This is a genomic window from Aeromonas molluscorum (assembly GCF_051376105.1).
In the GTDB taxonomy this organism is placed as follows: Bacteria; Pseudomonadota; Gammaproteobacteria; order Enterobacterales; family Aeromonadaceae; genus Aeromonas; species Aeromonas molluscorum.
On record NZ_JBPQCY010000002.1, the window covers coordinates 675,001 to 696,067 of the forward strand.

Consider the following 21,067-nt stretch of genomic DNA (forward strand, 5'->3'; position numbering starts at 1 on the left):
GAAGTCGGTAAGAGACGCTATTACTCACAGATTTCCGAATGGGGAAACCCACCCAGCATAAGCTGGGTATCGTTAAGTGAATACATAGCTTAACGAGGCGAACCGGGAGAACTGAAACATCTAAGTACCCCGAGGAAAAGAAATCAACCGAGATTCCCTTAGTAGCGGCGAGCGAACGGGGATTAGCCCTTAAGCAACTTGGAAGTTAGTGGAATGGTCCTGGAAAGGCCAGCGATACAGGGTGATAGCCCCGTACATGAAAACGACCTTGTTGTGAAATCGAGTAGGGCGGGACACGTGACATCCTGTCTGAATATGGGGGGACCATCCTCCAAGGCTAAATACTCCTGACTGACCGATAGTGAACCAGTACCGTGAGGGAAAGGCGAAAAGAACCCCTGTGAGGGGAGTGAAATAGAACCTGAAACCGTGTACGTACAAGCAGTGGGAGCCCTTCGGGGTGACTGCGTACCTTTTGTATAATGGGTCAGCGACTTACATTTTGTAGCGAGGTTAACCGTATAGGGGAGCCGTAGGGAAACCGAGTCTTAACTGGGCGTCTAGTTGCAAGGTGTAGACCCGAAACCGGGTGATCTAGCCATGGGCAGGTTGAAGGTTGAGTAACATCAACTGGAGGACCGAACCCACTAACGTTGCAAAGTTAGGGGATGACCTGTGGCTGGGGGTGAAAGGCCAATCAAACTCGGAGATAGCTGGTTCTCCCCGAAAGCTATTTAGGTAGCGCCTCGGACGAATACTACTGGGGGTAGAGCACTGTTTGGACTAGGGGGTCATCCCGACTTACCAACTCCATGCAAACTCCGAATACCAGTAAGTAATATCCGGGAGACACACGGCGGGTGCTAACGTCCGTCGTGAAGAGGGAAACAACCCAGACCGCCGGCTAAGGTCCCAAAGTTCTGGTTAAGTGGGAAACGATGTGGGAAGGCTCAGACAGCTAGGATGTTGGCTTAGAAGCAGCCATCATTTAAAGAAAGCGTAATAGCTCACTAGTCGAGTCGGCCTGCGCGGAAGATGTAACGGGGCTCAAACCAGGCACCGAAGCCGCGGATTCACACTTATGTGTGAGTGGTAGGGGAGCGTTCTGTAAGTCTGCGAAGGTGTATCGAGAGGTATGCTGGAGATATCAGAAGTGCGAATGCTGACGTAAGTAACGATAAAGGGGGTGAAAAGCCTCCTCGCCGGAAGACCAAGGGTTCCTGTCCAACGTTAATCGGGGCAGGGTGAGTCGACCCCTAAGGTGAGGCCGAAAGGCGTAATCGATGGGAAGCAGGTTAATATTCCTGCACGACTTGTAATTGCGATGGGGGGACGGAGAAGGCTAGGTGGGCCAGGCGACGGTTGTCCTGGTGAAAGTGCGTAGGTGGTGTTTCTAGGCAAATCCGGAGACACAACACTGAGACACGAGACGAAGCCACTACGGTGGTGAAGCCATTGATGCCATGCTTCCAGGAAAAGCCTCTAAGCTTCAGATTACAAGTCATCGTACCCCAAACCGACACAGGTGGTCGGGTAGAGAATACCAAGGCGCTTGAGAGAACTCGGGTGAAGGAACTAGGCAAAATAGAACCGTAACTTCGGGAGAAGGTTCGCTCTTGACAGTGAAATCCCTTGCGGATGGAGCAGTTGGGAGTCGCAGTGACCAGATGGCTGGGACTGTTTATCAAAAACACAGCACTCTGCAAACACGAAAGTGGACGTATAGGGTGTGACACCTGCCCGGTGCCGGAAGGTTAATTGATGGGGTTAGCGCAAGCGAAGCTCTTGATCGAAGCCCCGGTAAACGGCGGCCGTAACTATAACGGTCCTAAGGTAGCGAAATTCCTTGTCGGGTAAGTTCCGACCTGCACGAATGGTGTAACCATGGCCATGCTGTCTCCACCCGAGACTCAGTGAAATCGAATTCGCCGTGAAGATGCGGTGTACCCGCGGCTAGACGGAAAGACCCCGTGAACCTTTACTACAGCTTGGCACTGAACATTGAACCTACATGTGTAGGATAGGTGGGAGGCTTTGAAGCGATGACGCCAGTTGTCGTGGAGCCGTCCTTGAAATACCACCCTTGTATGTTTGATGTTCTAACGCAGGGCCCTGAATCGGGCTCGCGGACAGTGCCTGGTGGGTAGTTTGACTGGGGCGGTCTCCTCCCAAAGAGTAACGGAGGAGCACGAAGGTTGGCTAATCCTGGTCGGACATCAGGAGGTTAGTGCAATGGCATAAGCCAGCTTAACTGCGAGACGGACAGGTCGAGCAGGTACGAAAGTAGGTCATAGTGATCCGGTGGTTCTGAATGGAAGGGCCATCGCTCAACGGATAAAAGGTACTCCGGGGATAACAGGCTGATACCGCCCAAGAGTTCATATCGACGGCGGTGTTTGGCACCTCGATGTCGGCTCATCACATCCTGGGGCTGAAGTCGGTCCCAAGGGTATGGCTGTTCGCCATTTAAAGTGGTACGCGAGCTGGGTTCAGAACGTCGTGAGACAGTTCGGTCCCTATCTGCCGTGGGCGTTGGATGATTGAAGGGAGTTGCTCCTAGTACGAGAGGACCGGAGTGAACGAACCTCTGGTGTTCGGGTTGTCACGCCAGTGGCACTGCCCGGTAGCTAAGTTCGGAATCGATAACCGCTGAAAGCATCTAAGCGGGAAGCGAGCCCTGAGATGAGTCATCCCTGACCCCTTGAGGGTCCTAAAGGGCCGTTGGAGACCACAACGTTGATAGGTGGGGTGTGTAAGCGCGGCGACGTGTTGAGCTAACCCATACTAATTACCCGTGAGGCTTAACCATACAACACCCAAGAAGTGTTTCTGGTGCTTGTAGCAAGTGCATGAACTACTTACAAATTCAGTGATAGTGACAAGCAACTAGCGAAGTCGTTATTCACGTCAGCTTTCCGAGATTGAAGTTTTTGCCTGGCGGCCATAGCGCCGTGGACCCACCTGATCCCATGCCGAACTCAGAAGTGAAACGCGGTAGCGCCGATGGTAGTGTGGCATTCGCCATGCGAGAGTAGGACACTGCCAGGCTCCTAATTACAGTCACAGCGATGTGATTGGCCAGAAGAAGCAGATGCTTCTTATTGGTAGCAAGACCCTAAAAGCCCGCTCTCACGAGCGGGCTTTTTTCATGCCTGCGATTTGACACGATAGTGCCGCGGCGTAGCGGTTTGCGCGAAGTGGCAGGCGCTTGAGCCAGACGCCCATCGCCAGCGAACCGATAGTATCTAAACTGCTCCCTCTGACTCGCCGCACGGCAGCAGCATCTCCACCACCCCCTCTTCCAGCTGCATGTCGATGTGAAAACCGAGCCGCTTGGCCTAATCGATCAGGGTGATGAATTCTTGTTAGCTCAATCTCCTCTCACGGCAGGTCATGCCTTATGTACACCTGAATGAATCCTTTTAACCCAGTTAGCGAGCCTGACTCTGCCGTTGCCAAGAGCTTGCTATCGCAAGGCTGCACCTAAATTAATCAATTGAACACGCTCAGGTCGATCTCGGCTGGCCAGGGTGTTTTTTTGGGTTAGAATGCGCCCCCTTAGCGGCAGGTGATGCGCTAGACTTCAGATTTAACGCTATATATTGTGTTTTAAATTAAAGTTAACACCATAGGTGGTATGTTGACGGCTGCTCTTGGCACCATGACAGAAGGTGATTTTTGATGGAAAAACCCAATCCCGTAGGCGAGCACGAACGGCTTACCACGCTTATTCCGCTACAGGAGACATCCCTGGAGATCTGGGACAGCAAGTATCGTCTCAAGCGCAAAGAGGGAGAGCCGGTCGATGGCTCTATCGATGAGACTTACCAGCGAGTGGCTCGTGCCCTGGCGGCTCAAGAGCAAGATGGTGATGCCTGGTATGAGCGCTTCTTGTGGGCGCTGCGTCAGGGCGCCATTCCGGCTGGCCGCATAACCTCCAATGCCGGCGCCTTCGAGCATAAACCTGCCACCTCAACCATCAACTGCACCGTGTCCGGTACCATAGAAGATTCGATGGATGACATATTGGCCAAGGTGCACGAGGCGGGACTGACCCTGAAGGCAGGTTGTGGCATCGGTTATGACTTCTCGACCTTGAGGCCGCGTGGCGCCTTCGTCTCCGGTGCAGGGGCTTACACCTCTGGCCCGCTCTCCTTCATGGATATCTACGACAAGATGTGTTTCACCGTCTCGTCAGCCGGTGGACGGCGTGGCGCCCAGATGGGCACCATGGATATTCGTCATCCTGATGTGATCGATTTCATCCAGGCCAAGCGTGAAGATGGTCGCCTGCGTCAATTCAATCTCTCCCTGCTCATCACCGAAGAGTTTGTAGCGGCAGTGAAGGCGGATGCGCCCTGGCAGTTTATCTTCCCCTATACCCAGCAAGAGATAAGCCAGGATGGGATAGTACTGGACGATCCCGAGCAAGTGGTCTGGCGCGATTGGCCAAACCGGCAGGGAGTGCAGTTCAACGAGCTGGGTCAGGTAGCCTGCAAGGTCTACAAGAGCATACCTGCCCGCAAGCTGTGGAACCTCATCATGGCCTCCACCTATGATTATGCCGAGCCAGGCTTCATCCTGATCGACAAGGTCAACGAGATGAACAACAACTGGTTCTGCGAGGAGATCCGCGCTACCAACCCCTGCGGTGAGCAGCCGTTGCCCCCCTATGGGGCCTGTCTGCTTGGTTCGGTCAACCTGACCAAGTTTGTACGCGACCCCTTCACGGCTGCGGCCCAGTTTGATTGGCAGGCTTTTAGAGAGGTGGTGGCCATCTTCACTCGCATGTTGGATAACGTGGTGGAGATCAACCAGTTGCCCCTGGCAAAGCAGCGTGAAGAGATCCTGAACAAGCGCCGCCATGGCATGGGGTTCCTCGGGTTAGGCTCGGCCCTGACCATGTTGCAACTGCGCTACGGTTCGGCGGCATCGGTTGCCTTCACCGAACAAGTCGCCCAAGAGCTGGCAATGACTGGATGGCGTGAATCCCTGGCCTTGGCCAAGGAGAAGGGGCCGGCTCCCATCATGGAACAAGAGTTTGAAGTGACTGGCAAGATGCTGCGGCTGCGTCCCGAAATGGCCGCCGATGGCATCAAGCTGGGCGACAAGCTCAAGGGGCGAGAGCTGCATGCTCGCTACAGCCGCTACATGCAGCAGGTGGCCGAGGTGGATCCTACCCTGGTCGCCGAGCTTGCCGAGGTGGGGGGGCGCTTCACGCATCACAGCTCAATAGCGCCGACCGGTACTATCTCGCTGTCCCTTGCCAACAATGCCAGCAACGGCATAGAGCCGAGCTTTGCTCATCACTACAGCCGCAACGTCATCAGGGCGGGCAAGAAGAGCAAGGAGAGCGTCGATGTCTACTCCTTCGAGCTGCTCGCTTACCGGGTATTGATCAATGCCGATGCCATGCCTCATGGCACCGATGAGCGCAGTCGTCTACCGGATTACTTCATCACGGCCGATGACATCACTCCGACCCAGCACGTGGATATCCAGGCTGCCGCTCAGCGCTGGATAGACTCCTCCATCTCCAAGACTGCCAATGTGCCGACCGATTTCCCCTTCGAGCAGTTCAAGGATATCTATATGTATGCCTCGGATGCGGGTCTCAAGGGCTGCACTACCTTCCGTTTCAATCCCGAGGTGTTTCAGGGGGTATTGGTGAAGGAGCAGGATCTGGCGAACACTTGCTATGAATTCACCCTGGAAGATGGCTCTGTTGTCAGTGCGCAGGGTAACGAAGAGATCGAGTACGACGGCGAGCTGCACACCGCGGCCAACCTCTATGACGCCTTGAAAGAAGGCTATTACGGCAAATTCTGAGAAGATGACCATGGTTAAGAAGATCGACAAGAAAATTACCGCCTACAAGGTGCGTACCCGTGATGAACCTCAGGAGCCCGCCGCCGAGTCTGAGGTGGTTCAGATGCACGAGACAGTGCTGCGCCCGGAGCGGTTGATGGGGACGACCTACAAGCTCAAGACGCCGGAACATGTCTCGGAGCATTCGTTGTTCATCACCATTAACGACATCATTCTCAACGAGGGCACGGTTCATGAGGCTCGTCGCCCGTTCGAGATCTTCATCAACTCCAAGAGTCTGGAGCATTATCAGTGGATAGTGGCGCTAACCCGGATCATCTCGGCGGTGTTTCGCAAGGGCGGGGATGTCACCTTCCTGGTGGAGGAGCTGAGATCCGTGTTCGATCCCAAGGGCGGCTATTGGAACAAGGGGAAATACGTTCCCTCCTTGATCGCGGAAATTGGCAACGTGATCGAGGCTCATCTAACCGAAATAGGCATGTTTGCTCCTGCCGGTCTTGATGAGCATCAGCAGCAGTTTCTGGCGAAAAAGCAGGCCGAGTTGCAGGGGGCTGCCGAACCCGAGAGGCAAGAGGCGCAGGAGCAAGTGGCAACCGGTTTTCCTGCCAGTGCGACGCTCTGCTACAAGTGTCACACCAAGGCACTGGTCCAAAAGGATGGCTGCCTGACTTGCCTCAACTGTGGCGACTCCAAGTGCGGCTGAGCCCCTGAGAGATAAACGTGAGGGTGAAAAGAGCCGGCCAGTGTGCCGGCTTTCTTGTTGGTTGTTTTGTGTTCAACTGATTGTGCTTGTTGAGTGATTTGTTGCGCGTCGGTAAATTCGGGCGTAGCGTTGGGAGTAATAAAACTGTCACGGCCGTGTGGTTTCAATGACATCTGAGATTCACACACGTGGCACCCCCAGTGCCAAGGAGGATGCTTATGGACAATACGGACCGGAAGCTGTTTATCCTGGATACCAACGTTCTGTTACACGAACCCCTCGCTATTTATTCCTTCAAAGAACACGACGTATTGATCCCCATGACGGTCCTCGAAGAGCTGGACAACATCAAGGATCGTCAGAAGGACGTGAGCCGGGATGCGCGCGTCGCTATCCGCGCCCTGGAAGATGTGTTCCGCGATGCGACGCCGGAACAGATCACGAGCGGAGTGACGCTGGCTGGCGAGGCATCGGGCCGCATCTCCATCTTCAGCGATCACCATCTGCCCCAGGATGCCGAGATCTTCACCGACAAGGAGGCGGACAACCGCATCATCAATGCCGCGCTCTACCTGCAAAAGCACGAATCAAAACGCCAGGTGGTGTTGGTCACCAAAGACATCAACATGCGCCTCAAGGCCAAGGGGGCCGGTCTATCCCGTGTGGAGGACTATCGTTCCGATCAGCTGATCGACGATATCCGCTTGCTCGCCAAGGGCTTCCAGCAGGTACCTGGCAGCTTCTGGGAGCGGGTCGGCGAGTGCGAGAGCGAGACCCATGGCCGGGAAACGGTGCATGTGGTCGAGACCAAGCTGCTCGACCATGTACACGTCAACCAGTATCTGATTGACGAGGAGAACTTCTTCGCCGCCCGGGTACTTGCCCATGATGATCAGCATATCCGGCTGCGGGATCTGGGCCGCGAGCGGCTGATGTCACGCAAGGCCTGGGGAATACATCCCAAGAACATCTATCAGGGCATGGCCCTGGACGCCCTGCTCGATCCCCATATCGATCTGGTTATCCTGACTGGCCCGGCCGGGTGCGGCAAGACGCTGCTCGCCATGGCGGCGGCGTTGGAACTGGTGATAGAGAAGGGGATATACGAGAAGGTGATAGTCACCCGTAACACCCCTGAAATTGCCGAAAGCATCGGTTTCCTGCCCGGTACCGAAGAAGAGAAGATGATGCCCTGGCTGGCGGCGGTCACCGATACCCTGGAGGTGCTGCACAAGCAGGACGAGAACATGAGTGGCTCGCTCAGCTACATTATGGAGAAGGCCAACATCCAGTTCAAATCCGTCAACTTCATGCGTGGGCGCAGCATACAAAACACCTTCGTACTGCTGGACGAGTGCCAGAACCTGACGGCTTCCCAGCTCAAGACCATCATCACCCGCTGCGGTGAGGGCACCAAGATAGTCTGCTCCGGCAACCTGGCCCAGATAGACTCCAACTACCTGAGTCCGGTCACCTCGGGGCTGACCTACATTGTGGAACGCTTCAAGGATTTCGAGGGCAGTGCCAACATCTATCTCAATGGTGTGGTGCGTAGCCGACTCGCCTCCTTTGCCGAAGAGAACCTCTGACGTTCATTCTCAACATGAAAGAGGGGAGCCTGTGGCTCCCCTCTTTCATGATTGGTACTTGTACCAATCATGCCCCCCGGGACAGGCCGAGGTAGCGGCGTAAACCTGGGTGATCCGAGTCGCGCAGCAGGCTGGGCAGCCCCTGCAAGGCGATACGTCCCTCGTCCACGAACAGCAACTGATCGGCGATAAGCTCGGCGTCTTCCGGGTTGTGGGAGACCATGAGCACGGTGATGTTCTGTTCACGAGCGAGGCCAGCGACTTCCGCCAGCATCTCCCGGCGCAGAGCGGGATCCAGTGCCGAGAAGGGCTCATCGAGCAGCAGCAGCGGCTTGCCGCGTACCAGCGCGCGGGCCAGGCCGACGCGTTGTTGCTGACCGCCGGAGAGTTGCTCGGGCAGTCGGGTCAGCATCTCACCGAGTCCGACTCGCCTGGCGGCCTCTGTGACTTGCCGGCGCTGGGCGGGATGGAGGCGCAGGCCTGGATGCAGGCCGATGGCGATGTTGTCAAACACCGGCAGGTGCAGGAAGAGGTTGTGATCCTGAAACAGAGTAGTGACCGGGCGGGCGGCCGGTCCCAAAGGCAACAGATCCTCACCGCAGAAGGTGAGGGCGCCGGATTCAACCGGCACGAAACCGGCAATCATGCCGAGCAGGGTTGATTTGCCCGCTCCGCTCGGCCCTATCAGGGCGGTTATCTGGCCCGGTGCGAGCCGGGCGCTAAAGCTCACTCGCCAGTCCGGGTAACTGGTGACCAGCTCATCGATGATCAGCATTTTTTCCCCTCAAAGGTGTCGTTCGACCAGTCATTGATGCCAAGGGCTGGCCAGACAAGCAGCAGATGGTCAGCGTCTCAATGCGCAGCATTTTTCCCTCCAAGCCCCCGCTCTACCAGCCAGAACAGAGAAAGACACAAGAGTAGCAACAGCAGGGCGGTGGCTGCCGCCTCGGTCAGGCGGTAGCTGCCCAACTGTTGATAGAGCAGCCAGGGCAGGGTGGTGAGGCTCTGGCTGCCAAACATGGCGATGGCACCGAGATCCCCCAGGGACAAGATCATCGACAGCGCCATGGCCAGGGCCAGAGGGCGACGCAGCAGCGGCAGTTCCACCAGACGCAGGCGGTTGAAGCCGCTCACGCCCAGGCTGTCGGCCAATCTGTCGTATTGGCGCACCACCAGTTGCATGGGGGCCGAGAGGGTGCGCAGCACATAGGGCAGCGCCATCAGGGCATTGACCAGCACGACCAGCCAGGGGGCGAGGGCAAAGACATCGGTAAAGGGCATGAACAGAATGAAGAGGCCGGTGCTGAGCACCACGGCCGGTATCATCAGGATCATGGCGCCGCTGGCTTCCCAGAGTGCGGCGGCGCGGCGCCTGCGCTTGCGCACCTTGAGATGGCGACTGGTGAGCAGCAGGGTGCAGCCGAGCAGGGTGGCGAACAGGCCGGCGCCGATGGCGATAAGCAGAGAATGACCCGCGGCTTGCCACAAGGCGGTGGAGGTGAGCGCCGTGAACAAGGCTGGATTGAGCCCGGCCACCAGTATGGCCAGCAGCGGTGGCAGGAAGATACCAGTACCAAGCAGCAGCACCAGGCTGTCGACCCATCGCGTACCGGGCTGCAGGCGGTCCGGGCGCAGGCAAGTACGTATCCGACTGACTCGGCTGGCAGGACTGGTCTGCAGCTTGTGTTGCAGCAACAGGAGCGCGGCGGTCAACAGCAGTTGCATCAGGGCCAGTCCCCCGGCGGTGGCGAGATCAAAGTCGAAGCGCAGTGCCTGATAGATGGCGACTTCCAGGGTCGTGGATTTGGGGCCGCCCCCCAGAGCCAGCACTGTGGTAAAGCTGGTAAAGCAGAGCATGAAGATGAGGCTGGCGAGTCCCGGCAGGGCGGCGCGCATGAGCGGCCACTCCAGCAAGCGGAAGATGTGTGAGGAGCGCATGCCCAGCTGGCTGGCCAGACGCCAGGAGGATTCGGGGATGGTCTCTAGGCTCTGCAGCAGCAGGCGGGCCGCCAGGGGCATGTTGAAGAAGACGTGGGCCAGCAAGATGCCAAACAGGCCGTACAGATAGTTGCCAGGATCCAGGCCGAGAGCACGCAACAGCTGAGGCAGCCAGCCCTGGCGGCCATGTACAGCCACTATGCCGAAGATGGCGATGATGACTGGCAATACCAGAGAGAGGCCGAACAGTTTGAGCAGCAAGCGACGGCCGGGGAAGCGACGCCGGGCCAGGGCGCGGGCCACTGGAATGGCAAGACCCAGGCTCAGCAGTGTGGAGAGCAACGCCTGTCCCAGACTGAAACCCAGTACATGGCGCAGATAGGGATCGGCCAGCAGGCTGGAGAGGGAGAGGGTTCCCGCCTGCCATAGCAGGGCCAGCAGGGGCCCCAGGGCTAACAGCAAGATGAGACTGGTGGCACCAAGACCCGGTAGCCACCAATAGGAGCGGGTCTGATTCACTGAGTGACGGCTTGCAGCCACTCGCGGATCCAGCCCTTGCGCTTGCTCGCCACCTCATCAGAGGAGAAGCTCAGGGTCTTGGCCGGGGTCATCATCTGCTCGAAGCCCTTGGGCAATTCGGTATTGATCACCGGATACATCCAGTTACCGGTCGGGATCACCAGCTGGAAGGCGGGGCTAACCATGAACTGCAGGAACGCATCCGCCAACTTGTCTTGCTTGGCGCCCGCCAGCTTGGCGGCCACCTCGACCTGACGATAGTGCCCCTCGGCAAAAGCGGCAGCCTGATACTGGCTCTTCTGCTCGGCAATCAGATGATAGGCGGGTGAGGTGGTGTAGGAGAGCACCATGTCAGCCTCGCCATCCATGAACATGCCATAGGCCTCGGACCAGCCCTTGGTGACGGTGACCGTCTTCTTGGCAAGCTGGGCCCAGGCCGCAGGTGCCTCATCCCCGTAGACGGATTTCATCCACAGCATCAATCCTTGCCCCGGGGTGGAGGTGCGCGGATCCTGATAGATCACCTTGAGATCCGGGCGCTCGACCAGCTCCTTCAGGCTTTTGGGGGGCTGTTTGAGTTGGTCTTTGTTGTAGACGAAGGCGAAGTAGCCGTAGTCATAGGGGACGAAGGTGTCGTCTTGCCATCCGCCTGGCACATTGAGGGCGCTCAAATCGGTATGATGCTTGGCAAAGAGGCCACTCTTCTTGGCCTCTGCGACCAGCGCATCATCAAGTCCCAGCACCAGATCCGCCTTGCCGTGGCCCCCCTCGAGGCGCAATCTGTTGAGGATGGCGACCCCGTCTTCGAGGGGAACAAGATTGAGGGTGCAAGCACACTGCTGCTCGAAGGCTTGCTTGATCTTGGGGCCCGGCCCCCACTCGGAGGCGAAAGAGTCATAGGTATAGACGGTGAGGGTCTGGGGCGAGGCTGCGCTGGCGGCGACGGAGATCAGCAGCCCTGTGGCGGCAGTCAGAATGGTTTTCATCTATGGCACTCCTGTGAGGTGCCGACGGATGAGGAGACGCTGTGCGTCTCGTGCCTCAAATTCCTCCGCCAGCATTATCTGGATCAGGTTCACGGGTATCATCTCAGCGCCTGGGCGCACCCCGTTTGAGCAAGGAGTCGCATTGTATTAACCTTCTGGGGGGCAGGCCAGCACAATCGTGTGTCGGGCCAGGCCCCCGTCGAGAGAGGAGTTCTGCGTGATCATCAGTACCAAGGAAAGGCGCGCCTTCCAGCGCATGATTATCAATGCCCCTATCACCCTCTATCAGGGCGATGCCGTGCTGATGGGGACCTGCCGGGATCTCAGCGCCACTGGCATGGGTATCTTGGTCAACGAACATAGCCTGGATCTCGGCCTGCCGATCCGGGTCAGCCTGGCCACTCACAGCAACCTGTTGCCGCCGTTCGAGGCCCAGGCGCGCATCCTGCGAGAGCTGGATGCGGAAGAGGGCACATTGCTGGCGGTGGCGTTCCTGCCCATCAGTTGACGTTGCGCCCGCCAGTCGGGCGTTTCGTCATCCCTCGCCGGTCTGCTGGCAGCGCGAAAGCCGGATCGACATGCAGTGACCCCATCGACCCCGCTATCCCCCGACCTCCTCGGGGCGTACCGCCTGAATACTCAACTGGCCACTGTCCACCAGAACCTTGCTGCTCGTTGCCAACTGGCCGGGGGGCAACTCGGCTGGACCGGTGGGCTCCATCAACAGATAGCGTTGTCCCTCCCACATCAGGCTCTCCTGGTTGCTCTGGACGGGCAGAGCGACGCCAAGCAGGGCATGGCCCGGGACGAACACCATGATCTGGGGAAGTTCGGGAAAGAGCTGCGCCAGCAATGCGACCATCAGGGTCACCTTGCTGTCGCAGTCACCACTATTTTGCTCCAGCACCTGACGGGGAGTCAGCAAACCCCGTCCGCCCCGGCCACTGGGTTCATCGAGCAGCAGGTAGGGGATATTCTGTACAAAATCGAGCACCCATGCCGTGGTGTTCTGATAGGCCTCCAACTCGGTGGCGCCACTTTGTTTGAGCAAATCGGCAAGGGGGGCGAGTTCGCTGCGGCTCTCAAGGGCAATGCGCACATGATCCTGCTTGATGGCTCTGCTGCCATCGGGTGGGATGAAGTACTGGAAGTAGTATTGCCGTAGCCATGCCTGCTCCAGTTCGGCGCGGCGTGTCTTCACCCAGGCCATGGCCGCTTGTGCCTTATCCTGATGGCGACTTTTGAGGCTCAGTTCGAATGCGGGCCTTGCGAGGGAGAACTGTACCTCGGGGAACTGGTCATTCGCCTCGCGCAGCAGGCTCTGCCAGATCTCTTCTTGCATCCGCGCCGGGCGATAGGTAATCAGTGGCGGCAAGGCGCCGGCGGCCAGTTGATAGCTGAGCTGCTGGGGCTCCCCCTTGTTGTCCTGCCAGCCCACCTTGAGCAGACCTGCACTGTTGATAAAGTGGCTTTGGGCCGCGAGAACCTGATCTGCGCCGCTCAGGCTCAACAGCAGGGCGAGTCTCCATGTCAAAACGAAGGGGGGTCTGCTCATCGGGGGTCATCGTCTCCTATGAGGTTGGAATGGCCAAACAAACGGGGAGCCAAGGCTCCCCGTTTATATTACCGCGTTCAGTGCCAGCTGGCCTGTTTGCGGTCCATGGTATCCGGACTCAGATCCAGCTCGGTTGTTTGGCTTCGAAGGCGCTGATGGTGGCCTCGTGCTGCAGGGTCAGCCCGATGGCATCCAGTCCGTTGAGCAGGCAATAGCGACGAAACTCGTCGATCTCGAAACCAAAGCTGAGCTCACCGGCACGCACCTGATTGGCTTCCAGATCCACCTCGATTTCGATGCCCGGCTGTGTGGCAACCAGCTGGAACAGGACATCCACCTCCTCTTCTTTCAACCGAACAGGTACCAGACCGTTGTTGATAGCGTTGCCATAGAAGATATCGGCAAAGCTTGAGGCGATCAGGGTTTTAAAGCCGTAATCCGCCAGTGCCCAGGGGGCGTGCTCACGGCTCGAACCGCAGCCGAAGTTTTCCCGGGCCAGCAAGATGCTGGCACCGGCATAGCGCGGCTGGTTGAGCACGAACTCGGGATTGGGCTGCTGGCCCGCATCATCGAGGAAGCGCCAGTCGTGGAAAAGGTGCTTGCCAAAACCGATGCGGTTCACTTTTTGCAAAAACTGCTTGGGAATGATTGCGTCGGTATCGACGTTGGCGCTGTCGAGGGGGACGACGATCCCTTGGTGTTGCTTGAAGCCTGTCATCTTGTTGATCTCCAATTACAGCGCGCGAATGTCGGCGAAACGACCGGTAACGGCGGCGGCGGCGGCCATGGCCGGGCTCACCAGATGGGTGCGGCCGGCGCGACCCTGGCGACCCTCGAAGTTGCGGTTGCTGGTGGAGGCGCAGCGCTCCCCCGGTTGCAGCCGGTCGTTGTTCATGGCCAGACACATGGAGCAGCCAGGCAGACGCCACTCGAAGCCAGCCTCGATGAAGATCTTGTCCAGTCCTTCAGACTCGGCCTGGGCCTTCACTTGCTCGGAGCCCGGTACGACCAGGGCCTGCACCCCGGCGACAACCTTGCGACCTTGGGCGATGGCGGCGGCGGCACGCAGATCCTCGATACGGCTGTTGGTGCACGAACCAATGAACACCTTGTCGATGGTGACATCGCTGAGCTTCTGACCCGGTTGCAAATCCATATAAGCCAGTGCTTTGCGGGCGGACTGTTGCTCCATCAGATCGGTGAAGGAGTCCGGATCCGGAATGGGGTCATTGACGGAGATCACCTGGCCCGGGTTGGTACCCCAAGTCACCTGCGGCGCTATGTCGGCGGCGTCCAGCACCACTTCGGCATCGAATCTGGCATCGGCATCGCTCTTGAGGGTTTGCCAGTAGGTGATGGCCTGCGCCAGCGCCTCGCCGGTGGGGGCAAACTCCTTGCCGCGGATGTAGTCGATGGTGGTCTGATCCGGGGCTATCATGCCCGCCTTGGCACCCAGCTCGATGGCCATGTTGCAGACCGTCATGCGTCCTTCCATGGAGAGACCCGTAATGGCATCGCCTGCGAACTCCACCACGTAACCGGTACCACCGGCAGCGCCGACCTTGCCGATAATGGCCAGCACCACGTCTTTGGCGCTGATCCCGTCGCTCAGCTTGCCGTTGACAGAGATACGCATGGTCTTGGCCCGGCCCTGCTTCAGGGTCTGGGTGGCCATCACATGCTCGACTTCCGAGGTGCCGATACCGAATGCCAGGGAGCCAAAGGCGCCGTGGGTGGCGGTGTGGGAGTCGCCGCAGACGATGGTGGTGCCAGGCAGGGTGATGCCCAGCTCAGGCCCCATCACGTGGACTATGCCCTGATACTTGTGGTTGAGATCGTAGAGACGAACACCGAACTCCTTGCAGTTGGCTGCAAGGGTTTCCATCTGGATGCGGGCCATCTCGCCGGAGGCAGCGATGTCCTTGGTGGTGGTGGAGACGTTGTGATCCATGGTGGCCCAGGTCAAGTCCGGGCGACGCAGGGGGCGATTCATGGCGCGCAGACCATCGAAGGCTTGCGGGCTGGTCACTTCATGGACCAGGTGGCGGTCGATATAGATGAGGGGCGTCTCGCCTGCGACTTCACGGACCACATGGGCGTCGAATACTTTCTGATAGAGGGTCTTTGCCATCTTGCTCACTCCTTCCTGATGTTTAGATGCGCGCGGCTATCTGGGAGCCCATGGCGGCCGTGCTCTGCACCGGATGATGGGCATCGGCCTGATGCAGATCGGCGGTGAAGTAACCTTCGGCCAGGGCCTCTGCCACGGCCTTTTCAATGGCCAGGGCCGCTTCTTCCTGCTTGAGGCTGTAGCGCAGCATCAGGGCGGCGGAGAGGATCTGGGCGATGGGATTGGCGATCCCTTTGCCTGCGATGTCCGGCGCAGATCCGCCTGCAGGTTCGAACAAGCCGAAACCGGCATCGTTCAGGCTGGCGGAGGGGAGCAGTCCCATGGAGCCGGTGATCATGGCGCACTCGTCGGAGAGAATGTCGCCAAACAGGTTGGAGCAGAGCAGCACGTCGAACTGGGACGGATCCTTGATGAGCTGCATGGTGGCGTTGTCGATATACATGTGACTGAGGGCCACGTCCGGGTAGGAGTGGGCGACTTGCGTCACCACCTCGCGCCACAGTATGGAGGAGGCGAGCACGTTGGCCTTGTCGATGGAGGTGACCTTGCTGCGGCGCACTCTTGCCGCCTGGAAGGCAAGGTGAGCGATACGCTCTATCTCGAAGCGGTGGTAGACCTCGGTGTCGAATGCCTTCTCGTGGGCACCTTCGCCCTCGCGGCCCTTGGGGTGACCAAAGTAGATGCCGCCGGTCAGTTCACGCACGCAGACGATGTCGAAGCCGCGATCCGAGATGTCGGCACGCAGGGGAGAGAACTGCTCCAATCCGGTGTAGATACGGGCCGGGCGCAGGTTGCAGAACAGCTTGAAGTGGGCACGCAGGGGCAGCAGGGCGCCACGTTCCGGTTGGCTCTGTGGCGGCAAGTGCTCCCATTTGGGGCCGCCTACCGAGCCAAACAGCACGGCGTCGGCTGCTTCGCACCCATCGAGGGTGCCCTGGGGCAGGGGAGAGCCGTGGTTGTCGATGGCGATGCCACCCACGTCATGGCGGTCATAGGCGAGGGAAAAGCCAAACTTGGCCTGCACCTTGTCCAGCACCTTGATAGCCTCGGCCATCACTTCCGGGCCAATGCCGTCACCCGGCAATACTGCGATCCGATAACTGCTCATACTGTCTCCGTCTTGATATTGTTATTGCGTCCCATCTGCTCGGCGACCTGATCGGCGCGCCAGATGCTGTTGATCACATGGATCAGCGCCTGGGCCGAGGACTCGATGATATCGGTGGCAAGGCCCATGCCGTGGAACTTGCGTCCCTTGTATTCGGCCACTATGTCGACCTGGCCGAGGGCGTTCTTGCCCTCACCCTTGCCTTTGAGTTCATATTTGTCGATGCGAATTTCGTAGCCGGTGATGCGGTTGATGCACTGGTAGACGGCATCGACAGGACCATTGCCGGTGGCGGCTTCACTGATGGTCTCCTGACCTACCTTCAGCTTGACTGACGCTGTGGCCAGTACCGAGCTGCCGCTCTGCACGCCCAGGTATTCCAGCTTGAAGTGTTCAGGTTCTTCGTGGATCTGGCTGAAGAAGGCCAGCGCCTCCAGGTCATAGTCAAATACCTGCCCCTTCTTGTCGGCCAGGGTGAGGAATCTGTCGTAGAGATGGTCGAGATCATAGCTGCTCTCGGCGTAGCCCATGGTCTCCATGCGGTGCTTGATGACGTGGCGACCGGAGCGAGAGGTCATGTTAAGGCTGTTCTGGGTCAAGCCAATGCTCTCGGGGGTGATGATCTCGTAGGTGTTCTTGGCTTTGAGCACGCCGTCCTGATGAATGCCGGAGCTGTGGGAGAAGGCGTTGGCGCCGACGATGGCCTTGTTCGGCTGCACCGGCATGTTGCAAATCTGACTGACGAGCGTGCTGGTGCGGTGGATTTCGTTGTGGCGGATGTTGGTGTGTACCCCGAGCAAATCGGCGCGGGTCTTCAGGATCATCGCCACCTCTTCCAGGGAGCAGTTGCCGGCCCGCTCGCCTATGCCGTTGATGGTGCACTCTATCTGGCGGGCACCCACCTGGATGGCACCGATGGAGTTCGCCACCGACAGGCCCAGATCGTCGTGGCAGTGCACCGAGATAATGGCCTGGTCGATGTTGGGCACCCGGTTGAACAGGGTCTGGATGATGCCGGAGAACTCGGTCGGCACCGTATAACCCACGGTATCCGGGATATTGATGGTGCGGGCGCCAGCTTTGATGGCGGCCTCGACCATGCGGCACAGGTTGTCGATCGGAGTGCGGCCCGCATCCTCGCAGGAGAACTCTACATCGTCCGTGTAACGGCGGGCATGCTTGACCGCGCTGATACCCATTTCCAGTACATCTTCGAAACTCTTTTTCAGCTTGCTCTGAACATGGATGGAGGAGGTGGAGATGAAGGTGTGGATACGAAACGCCTCGGCGGCTTTCAAGGCTTCCCCGGCGGCATCTATGTCTTTGGGCAGGGCCCGGGCCAGGGCGCAGACTCGGCTGTCTTTGATGTGGCGGGCTATGGTCTGCACCGAGTTGAAGTCGCCCGGGGAGGAGACGGGGAAACCCACTTCCATGACGTCGACACCGAGCCGCTCCAGGGCCAGGGCTATCTGCAGCTTCTCCTTGACCGTCAGACTGGCCGCCAATGCCTGCTCACCATCACGCAAGGTGGTATCGAATATGATCACTCGATTTGACATCTGTTTTCCCTCTTCCTAAGTGCTTTGGTGTGCATCCTGCTATTGGCATAAAAAAACCCGTGCAGGTTGCACGGGTTTTTGTAATGACCGGCTTTGCCTGAGCCCGGCTACAAGGTTCCCGCGCGACATGTCGCGATTAGGGAGCTTAGTAGTCGTTGAGCGGCAATACCCATGAGGTGAACAATCCTTCCAGTCAGTCATGCTTTACCAATATCGAGTTTTTTATCCTGTGTCAACCTGACTTTACCCATGGGATCCCCTGCGTTATTTAATCGAATTGTAAAGGAGTGCAAATTTCCTTGTCCCATGTTCGGTCCTTGCTCGATTATCCGGTCATTCCTGCTGTACTCGATCACCTGCACAAACGTATCGACTTATCAGCCTTTCGCGCATTCATTCGAGGTATTTCATGGAAAAACGTAGACCCGGTCGTCCGGTTGGACGTTCTGACATTCGTGACAAGTTGCTCGCAGCTGCTCGAGAGCGCTTCTTGAGCACTCCTTACAGCAAGGTCACCACCCGTGAGATTGCCGAGCGAGCAGGCTCCAACCTGGCAATGATCCATTACTACTTCGGTAGCAAAGAGGGTCTCTATCAGGCGGTGCTGGGGGATGTCGCCGAGCCGCTGGAACAAGCTTGGCAAGATGAGGGCAGCCACCGCAGTCTCAACGATCTGCTCAGCACCTACTATCAGGTGATGGCGCCAAACAGCGAACTGACCTCTGCCATCTCCAGTGCCTTATCCAGTGAGAAGAGCCCGGGACGGGATTTTGTCCTGAGCCGTCTCCTGGAGCGGCAAATGCCTCAGTTTGACGCCCTGCTGGCGTCCATGAAGGATAACGGCGAACTCAATGCCGATGCGGATCCCGAGATGCTGAAGGTCTCCTTCCTCAGCATGATGTGGCAGCCCTTCGTGATGAAGGAGCTCTATGAGCAGGTATTTGGTCTCAAGGTTGATGAACAGTTCATGGCCCGACTGGCGAACCACAACTGCCGCCTGATGGAGTCTGGCCTGCGCCCCAATCTGAACTGATGCATTCGAGATCACCATGATGAAAAAGGGCCCCAGGGCCCTTTTTCATTAATCTGTTACTCCCTATTCACCTGTTTGTCATACCAGCGCCTCAATCTGGTACTCAAGGATAATGAGGAGGCCAGGGTGATGAATAAAATCCAGCAATGGGATCTGCGGGTGTGTCAGCTCTGCTTGCTTCATCCCTATAATCGAACACTGGCCCGAGTCAGTCGCATCGTTTCCCACAGTGGCGATGGCCCCCTCTATCTGTTGCTGGCCCTGCTGCTTTGGCAGCAAGGTGCGCGCGGCCAGGGGGCGGTGGAGACGTCGCTGCTCGCCTTTGCTCTGGAACTGCCCCTCTACCTGCTACTCAAGAACAGCTTGAAACGGGCTCGTCCCAGCGGGTTACCGGTCTTCATCACCCCCTCCGATCGCTACAGCCTGCCCTCGGGCCACACTGCGGCCGCTTTCCTGATGGCGACGGTGTTGGCGGCCAGCTACCCCGAATGGGCCGGCTCACTGTTTGCCTGGGCTGGCATGGTGGCGGCCTCGCGGTTGCTGCTGGGTGTGCACTATGGCAGCGATCTGCTCGCTGGTGCCCTGCTGGGGGTCAGCTGTGCCAGCCTGGCTCTGGGCTGGGGCCAGGGATGAAAATACTGTTCGGGGTTCAGGGCACGGGCAATGGTCATATCAGTCGTAGTCGCACCCTGGCACGGGCCTTGGCCGCGCAGGGGATAGAGGTAGATTACCTATTCAGTGGCCGTGCCCGTGACGGTTACTTCGAGATGGAGGCATTCGGCGACTATCGCAGCTTCGGGGGGCTCAGCTTCGTCACCCGGGAAGGACAGGTCAGCCCCTGGAACACGGTGCGCCAGCTGGCACCAATACGCTTCTGGCAGGATCTCAAGGGGCTGGATTGTGGCCGCTATGACCTTGTCATCAGTGACTTCGAGCCCCTGACTGCGCATGCTGCGCGTCGGCAAGGGATGCCGAGCCTCAGCATCAGCCATCAGGCCAGCTTCCATTGGCCAGTCCCCCGTTGGGGCGAGAACCGACTCAGCCAGCAGCTGATGCGCCACTATGCCCCTGTCCAGCAATCGTTGGGGCTGCACTGGTTCCACTTTGGTTTCCCTTTATTACCCCCTATCGTCGATGCCATGCGTCCGACCCCTGACAATCACAGCATCCTGGTCTACCTGCCCTTCGAGCAGCAAGATGCCATCGCTGCCTTGTTGTCACGGTTTAGCCAGCATCGGTTCGTCTGTTTCCATCCCGGGGTGACCACGACTACCCAGTGGCGCAACATCCGCTTCGAGCCACCGGCCAGGGATGGCTTCAAGGCCCAGCTCTGTGGTTGTCGCGGTGTCATCTCCAATGCCGGCTTCGAGCTTGCATCGGAGGCGCTGACCCTGGGCAAGAAGCTGCTGGTCAAGCCCCTTGGTGGCCAGTTCGAACAACTGACGAACGGCAAGACCCTGGAGCTGATGGGACTGGCGCAGCTGATGGACAGCCTGGATGCCAATGCCGTGCGCAACTGGCTCGATGCGCCGCAGCCTGGGCCGATACTCTATCCGGATGTAGCGACGGCCCTGGCGCTCTGGTTAGCTCAGGGGGCCGAGGAGACGTTGGCCAGCTTGTCCCGGCGGCTCTGGGCCAAGGCGCTCTTTCCAGAAGAGGTTGGCGATCGACTGAGCGAGCTGGAAGGAGGGGAGTCCATTGGCACGACCTGGTTATCTCAGCTTGGCAGTGTCAAATAGTTCATCAACGAGGCTCATGGCTGGCAGCCATGGCCAGAGTTCACTGCTCGGGCGGTGTTGACACTCCCATAAGCTAGACTGATGAGTGACCCCTAGCTGAGGATAAGCAAGATGCGTTTTACCAATGAGAACGGTGAAGTGATGAACCTGGCAGATGGTCTGACTCTCCATGAGTTGCTTGATATGGGAGTCAGTATCTCCGTCTGCGAGGAGACTGACCCTGATCAGCAGATCTGGTTGGCCGAACCGGAGGACAATCCCTAGGTAATCCCCTCTAATGCCCATCCCGGTGGGATGGGCATTCCCCTGCCAATAAATTCCTCTTTAGCAGGATCCACTAGGTCACTGCGACATACCCAGCCAATGATGCCATTTTTT

16 protein-coding genes, 2 rRNA genes and 1 riboswitch (1 of these 19 cut by a window edge) are annotated in these 21,067 nt (G+C 58.3%); of the genes, 10 read left to right on the forward strand and 8 right to left on the reverse strand.

Annotation, left to right across the window (positions count from 1 at the left end; genetic code table 11):
- The 5 genes from ACSMDR_RS13745 to ACSMDR_RS13765 form a co-directional block, all read left to right on the forward strand.
- A 23S ribosomal RNA gene (locus ACSMDR_RS13745) occupies nucleotides 1–2,809 on the forward strand (it extends 81 nt beyond the left edge of the window).
- Between the two features lie 124 nt (nucleotides 2,810–2,933).
- Nucleotides 2,934–3,048, forward strand: a 5S ribosomal RNA gene (gene rrf / locus ACSMDR_RS13750).
- 633 nt (nucleotides 3,049–3,681) lie between these two features.
- The gene (locus tag ACSMDR_RS13755) at nucleotides 3,682–5,829 is read left to right on the forward strand and encodes an adenosylcobalamin-dependent ribonucleoside-diphosphate reductase (protein WP_436468610.1); all 2,148 of its coding nucleotides are present in this window, start codon (nucleotides 3,682–3,684) and stop codon (nucleotides 5,827–5,829) included.
- Nucleotides 5,830–5,839: 10 nt separating this feature from the next.
- Nucleotides 5,840–6,532: a TSCPD domain-containing protein gene (locus tag ACSMDR_RS13760; RefSeq protein WP_436468611.1), complete on the forward strand. Its 693-nt coding sequence runs from the start codon at nucleotides 5,840–5,842 to the stop codon at nucleotides 6,530–6,532.
- A 218-nt stretch (nucleotides 6,533–6,750) separates the two neighbouring features.
- A complete protein-coding gene (locus ACSMDR_RS13765) occupies nucleotides 6,751–8,121 on the forward strand; it encodes a PhoH family protein (protein WP_005908442.1) in 1,371 nt (456 codons plus the stop codon).
- Nucleotides 8,122–8,188: 67 nt separating this feature from the next.
- On the opposite strand, the gene thiQ is transcribed toward ACSMDR_RS13765, so the two are convergent.
- The 3 genes from thiQ to thiB form a co-directional block, all read right to left on the reverse strand.
- Complete coding sequence (thiQ, locus tag ACSMDR_RS13770; protein WP_436468612.1) at nucleotides 8,189–8,896, reverse strand: thiamine ABC transporter ATP-binding protein; 708 nt, start codon at nucleotides 8,894–8,896, stop codon at nucleotides 8,189–8,191.
- 77 nt (nucleotides 8,897–8,973) lie between these two features.
- Nucleotides 8,974–10,599 (reverse strand): thiamine/thiamine pyrophosphate ABC transporter permease, encoded by a 1,626-nt coding sequence (thiP, locus tag ACSMDR_RS13775; protein WP_436468613.1) that lies wholly within the window; start codon nucleotides 10,597–10,599, stop codon nucleotides 8,974–8,976.
- Entirely contained in the window at nucleotides 10,575–11,564 is a 990-nt protein-coding gene (thiB, locus tag ACSMDR_RS13780; RefSeq protein WP_436468614.1) for a thiamine ABC transporter substrate binding subunit, read from the reverse strand. Before thiB ends, thiP begins: the two co-directional genes overlap by 25 nt.
- A gap of 43 nt (nucleotides 11,565–11,607) precedes the next feature.
- Nucleotides 11,608–11,698: riboswitch (TPP riboswitch) on the reverse strand.
- Between the two features lie 83 nt (nucleotides 11,699–11,781).
- On the opposite strand from thiB, the gene ACSMDR_RS13785 reads away from it, so the two are divergent.
- On the forward strand, nucleotides 11,782–12,072 hold the full coding sequence (locus ACSMDR_RS13785; protein WP_436468615.1) for a PilZ domain-containing protein: 291 nt from the start codon (nucleotides 11,782–11,784) through the stop codon (nucleotides 12,070–12,072).
- Nucleotides 12,073–12,165: 93 nt separating this feature from the next.
- Here ACSMDR_RS13785 and ACSMDR_RS13790 read toward each other — a convergent pair whose 3' ends face one another.
- From ACSMDR_RS13790 to leuA, 5 genes are all read right to left on the reverse strand, one after another.
- Nucleotides 12,166–13,119: a transglutaminase-like domain-containing protein gene (locus tag ACSMDR_RS13790; protein WP_436468616.1), complete on the reverse strand. Its 954-nt coding sequence runs from the start codon at nucleotides 13,117–13,119 to the stop codon at nucleotides 12,166–12,168.
- Between the two features lie 118 nt (nucleotides 13,120–13,237).
- A complete protein-coding gene (leuD, locus tag ACSMDR_RS13795) occupies nucleotides 13,238–13,837 on the reverse strand; it encodes a 3-isopropylmalate dehydratase small subunit (RefSeq protein ID WP_436468617.1) in 600 nt (199 codons plus the stop codon).
- Nucleotides 13,838–13,852: 15 nt separating this feature from the next.
- Nucleotides 13,853–15,250 carry a 3-isopropylmalate dehydratase large subunit gene (leuC, locus tag ACSMDR_RS13800; RefSeq protein WP_436468618.1) on the reverse strand — a complete coding sequence of 466 codons (1,398 nt, stop codon included), beginning with the start codon at nucleotides 15,248–15,250 and terminating at the stop codon, nucleotides 13,853–13,855.
- Nucleotides 15,251–15,272: 22 nt separating this feature from the next.
- Nucleotides 15,273–16,358: a 3-isopropylmalate dehydrogenase gene (leuB, locus tag ACSMDR_RS13805; RefSeq protein WP_436468619.1), complete on the reverse strand. Its 1,086-nt coding sequence runs from the start codon at nucleotides 16,356–16,358 to the stop codon at nucleotides 15,273–15,275.
- Entirely contained in the window at nucleotides 16,355–17,917 is a 1,563-nt protein-coding gene (gene leuA / locus ACSMDR_RS13810) for a 2-isopropylmalate synthase (RefSeq protein WP_436468620.1), read from the reverse strand. The genes leuB and leuA overlap by 4 nt, the downstream gene beginning before the upstream one ends.
- Before the next feature lie 409 nt (nucleotides 17,918–18,326).
- Here leuA and ACSMDR_RS13815 point away from each other — a divergent pair, with 409 nt between their 5' ends.
- The 4 genes from ACSMDR_RS13815 (at nucleotide 18,327) to ACSMDR_RS13830 (ending at nucleotide 20,953) form a co-directional block, all read left to right on the forward strand.
- Nucleotides 18,327–18,950, forward strand: coding sequence for a TetR/AcrR family transcriptional regulator (locus tag ACSMDR_RS13815; protein ID WP_436468621.1), 624 nt, complete (start codon nucleotides 18,327–18,329; stop codon nucleotides 18,948–18,950).
- Nucleotides 18,951–19,079: 129 nt separating this feature from the next.
- Nucleotides 19,080–19,583, forward strand: a complete 504-nt coding sequence (locus tag ACSMDR_RS13820) for a phosphatase PAP2 family protein (RefSeq protein ID WP_436469326.1) — start codon at nucleotides 19,080–19,082, stop codon at nucleotides 19,581–19,583.
- Entirely contained in the window at nucleotides 19,580–20,689 is a 1,110-nt protein-coding gene (locus ACSMDR_RS13825; protein WP_436468622.1) for an MJ1255/VC2487 family glycosyltransferase, read from the forward strand. Before ACSMDR_RS13820 ends, ACSMDR_RS13825 begins: the two co-directional genes overlap by 4 nt.
- Nucleotides 20,690–20,800: 111 nt before the next feature.
- On the forward strand, nucleotides 20,801–20,953 hold the full coding sequence (locus tag ACSMDR_RS13830; protein WP_005899309.1) for a hypothetical protein: 153 nt from the start codon (nucleotides 20,801–20,803) through the stop codon (nucleotides 20,951–20,953).
- The last annotated feature ends 114 nt before the right edge of the window (nucleotides 20,954–21,067 follow it).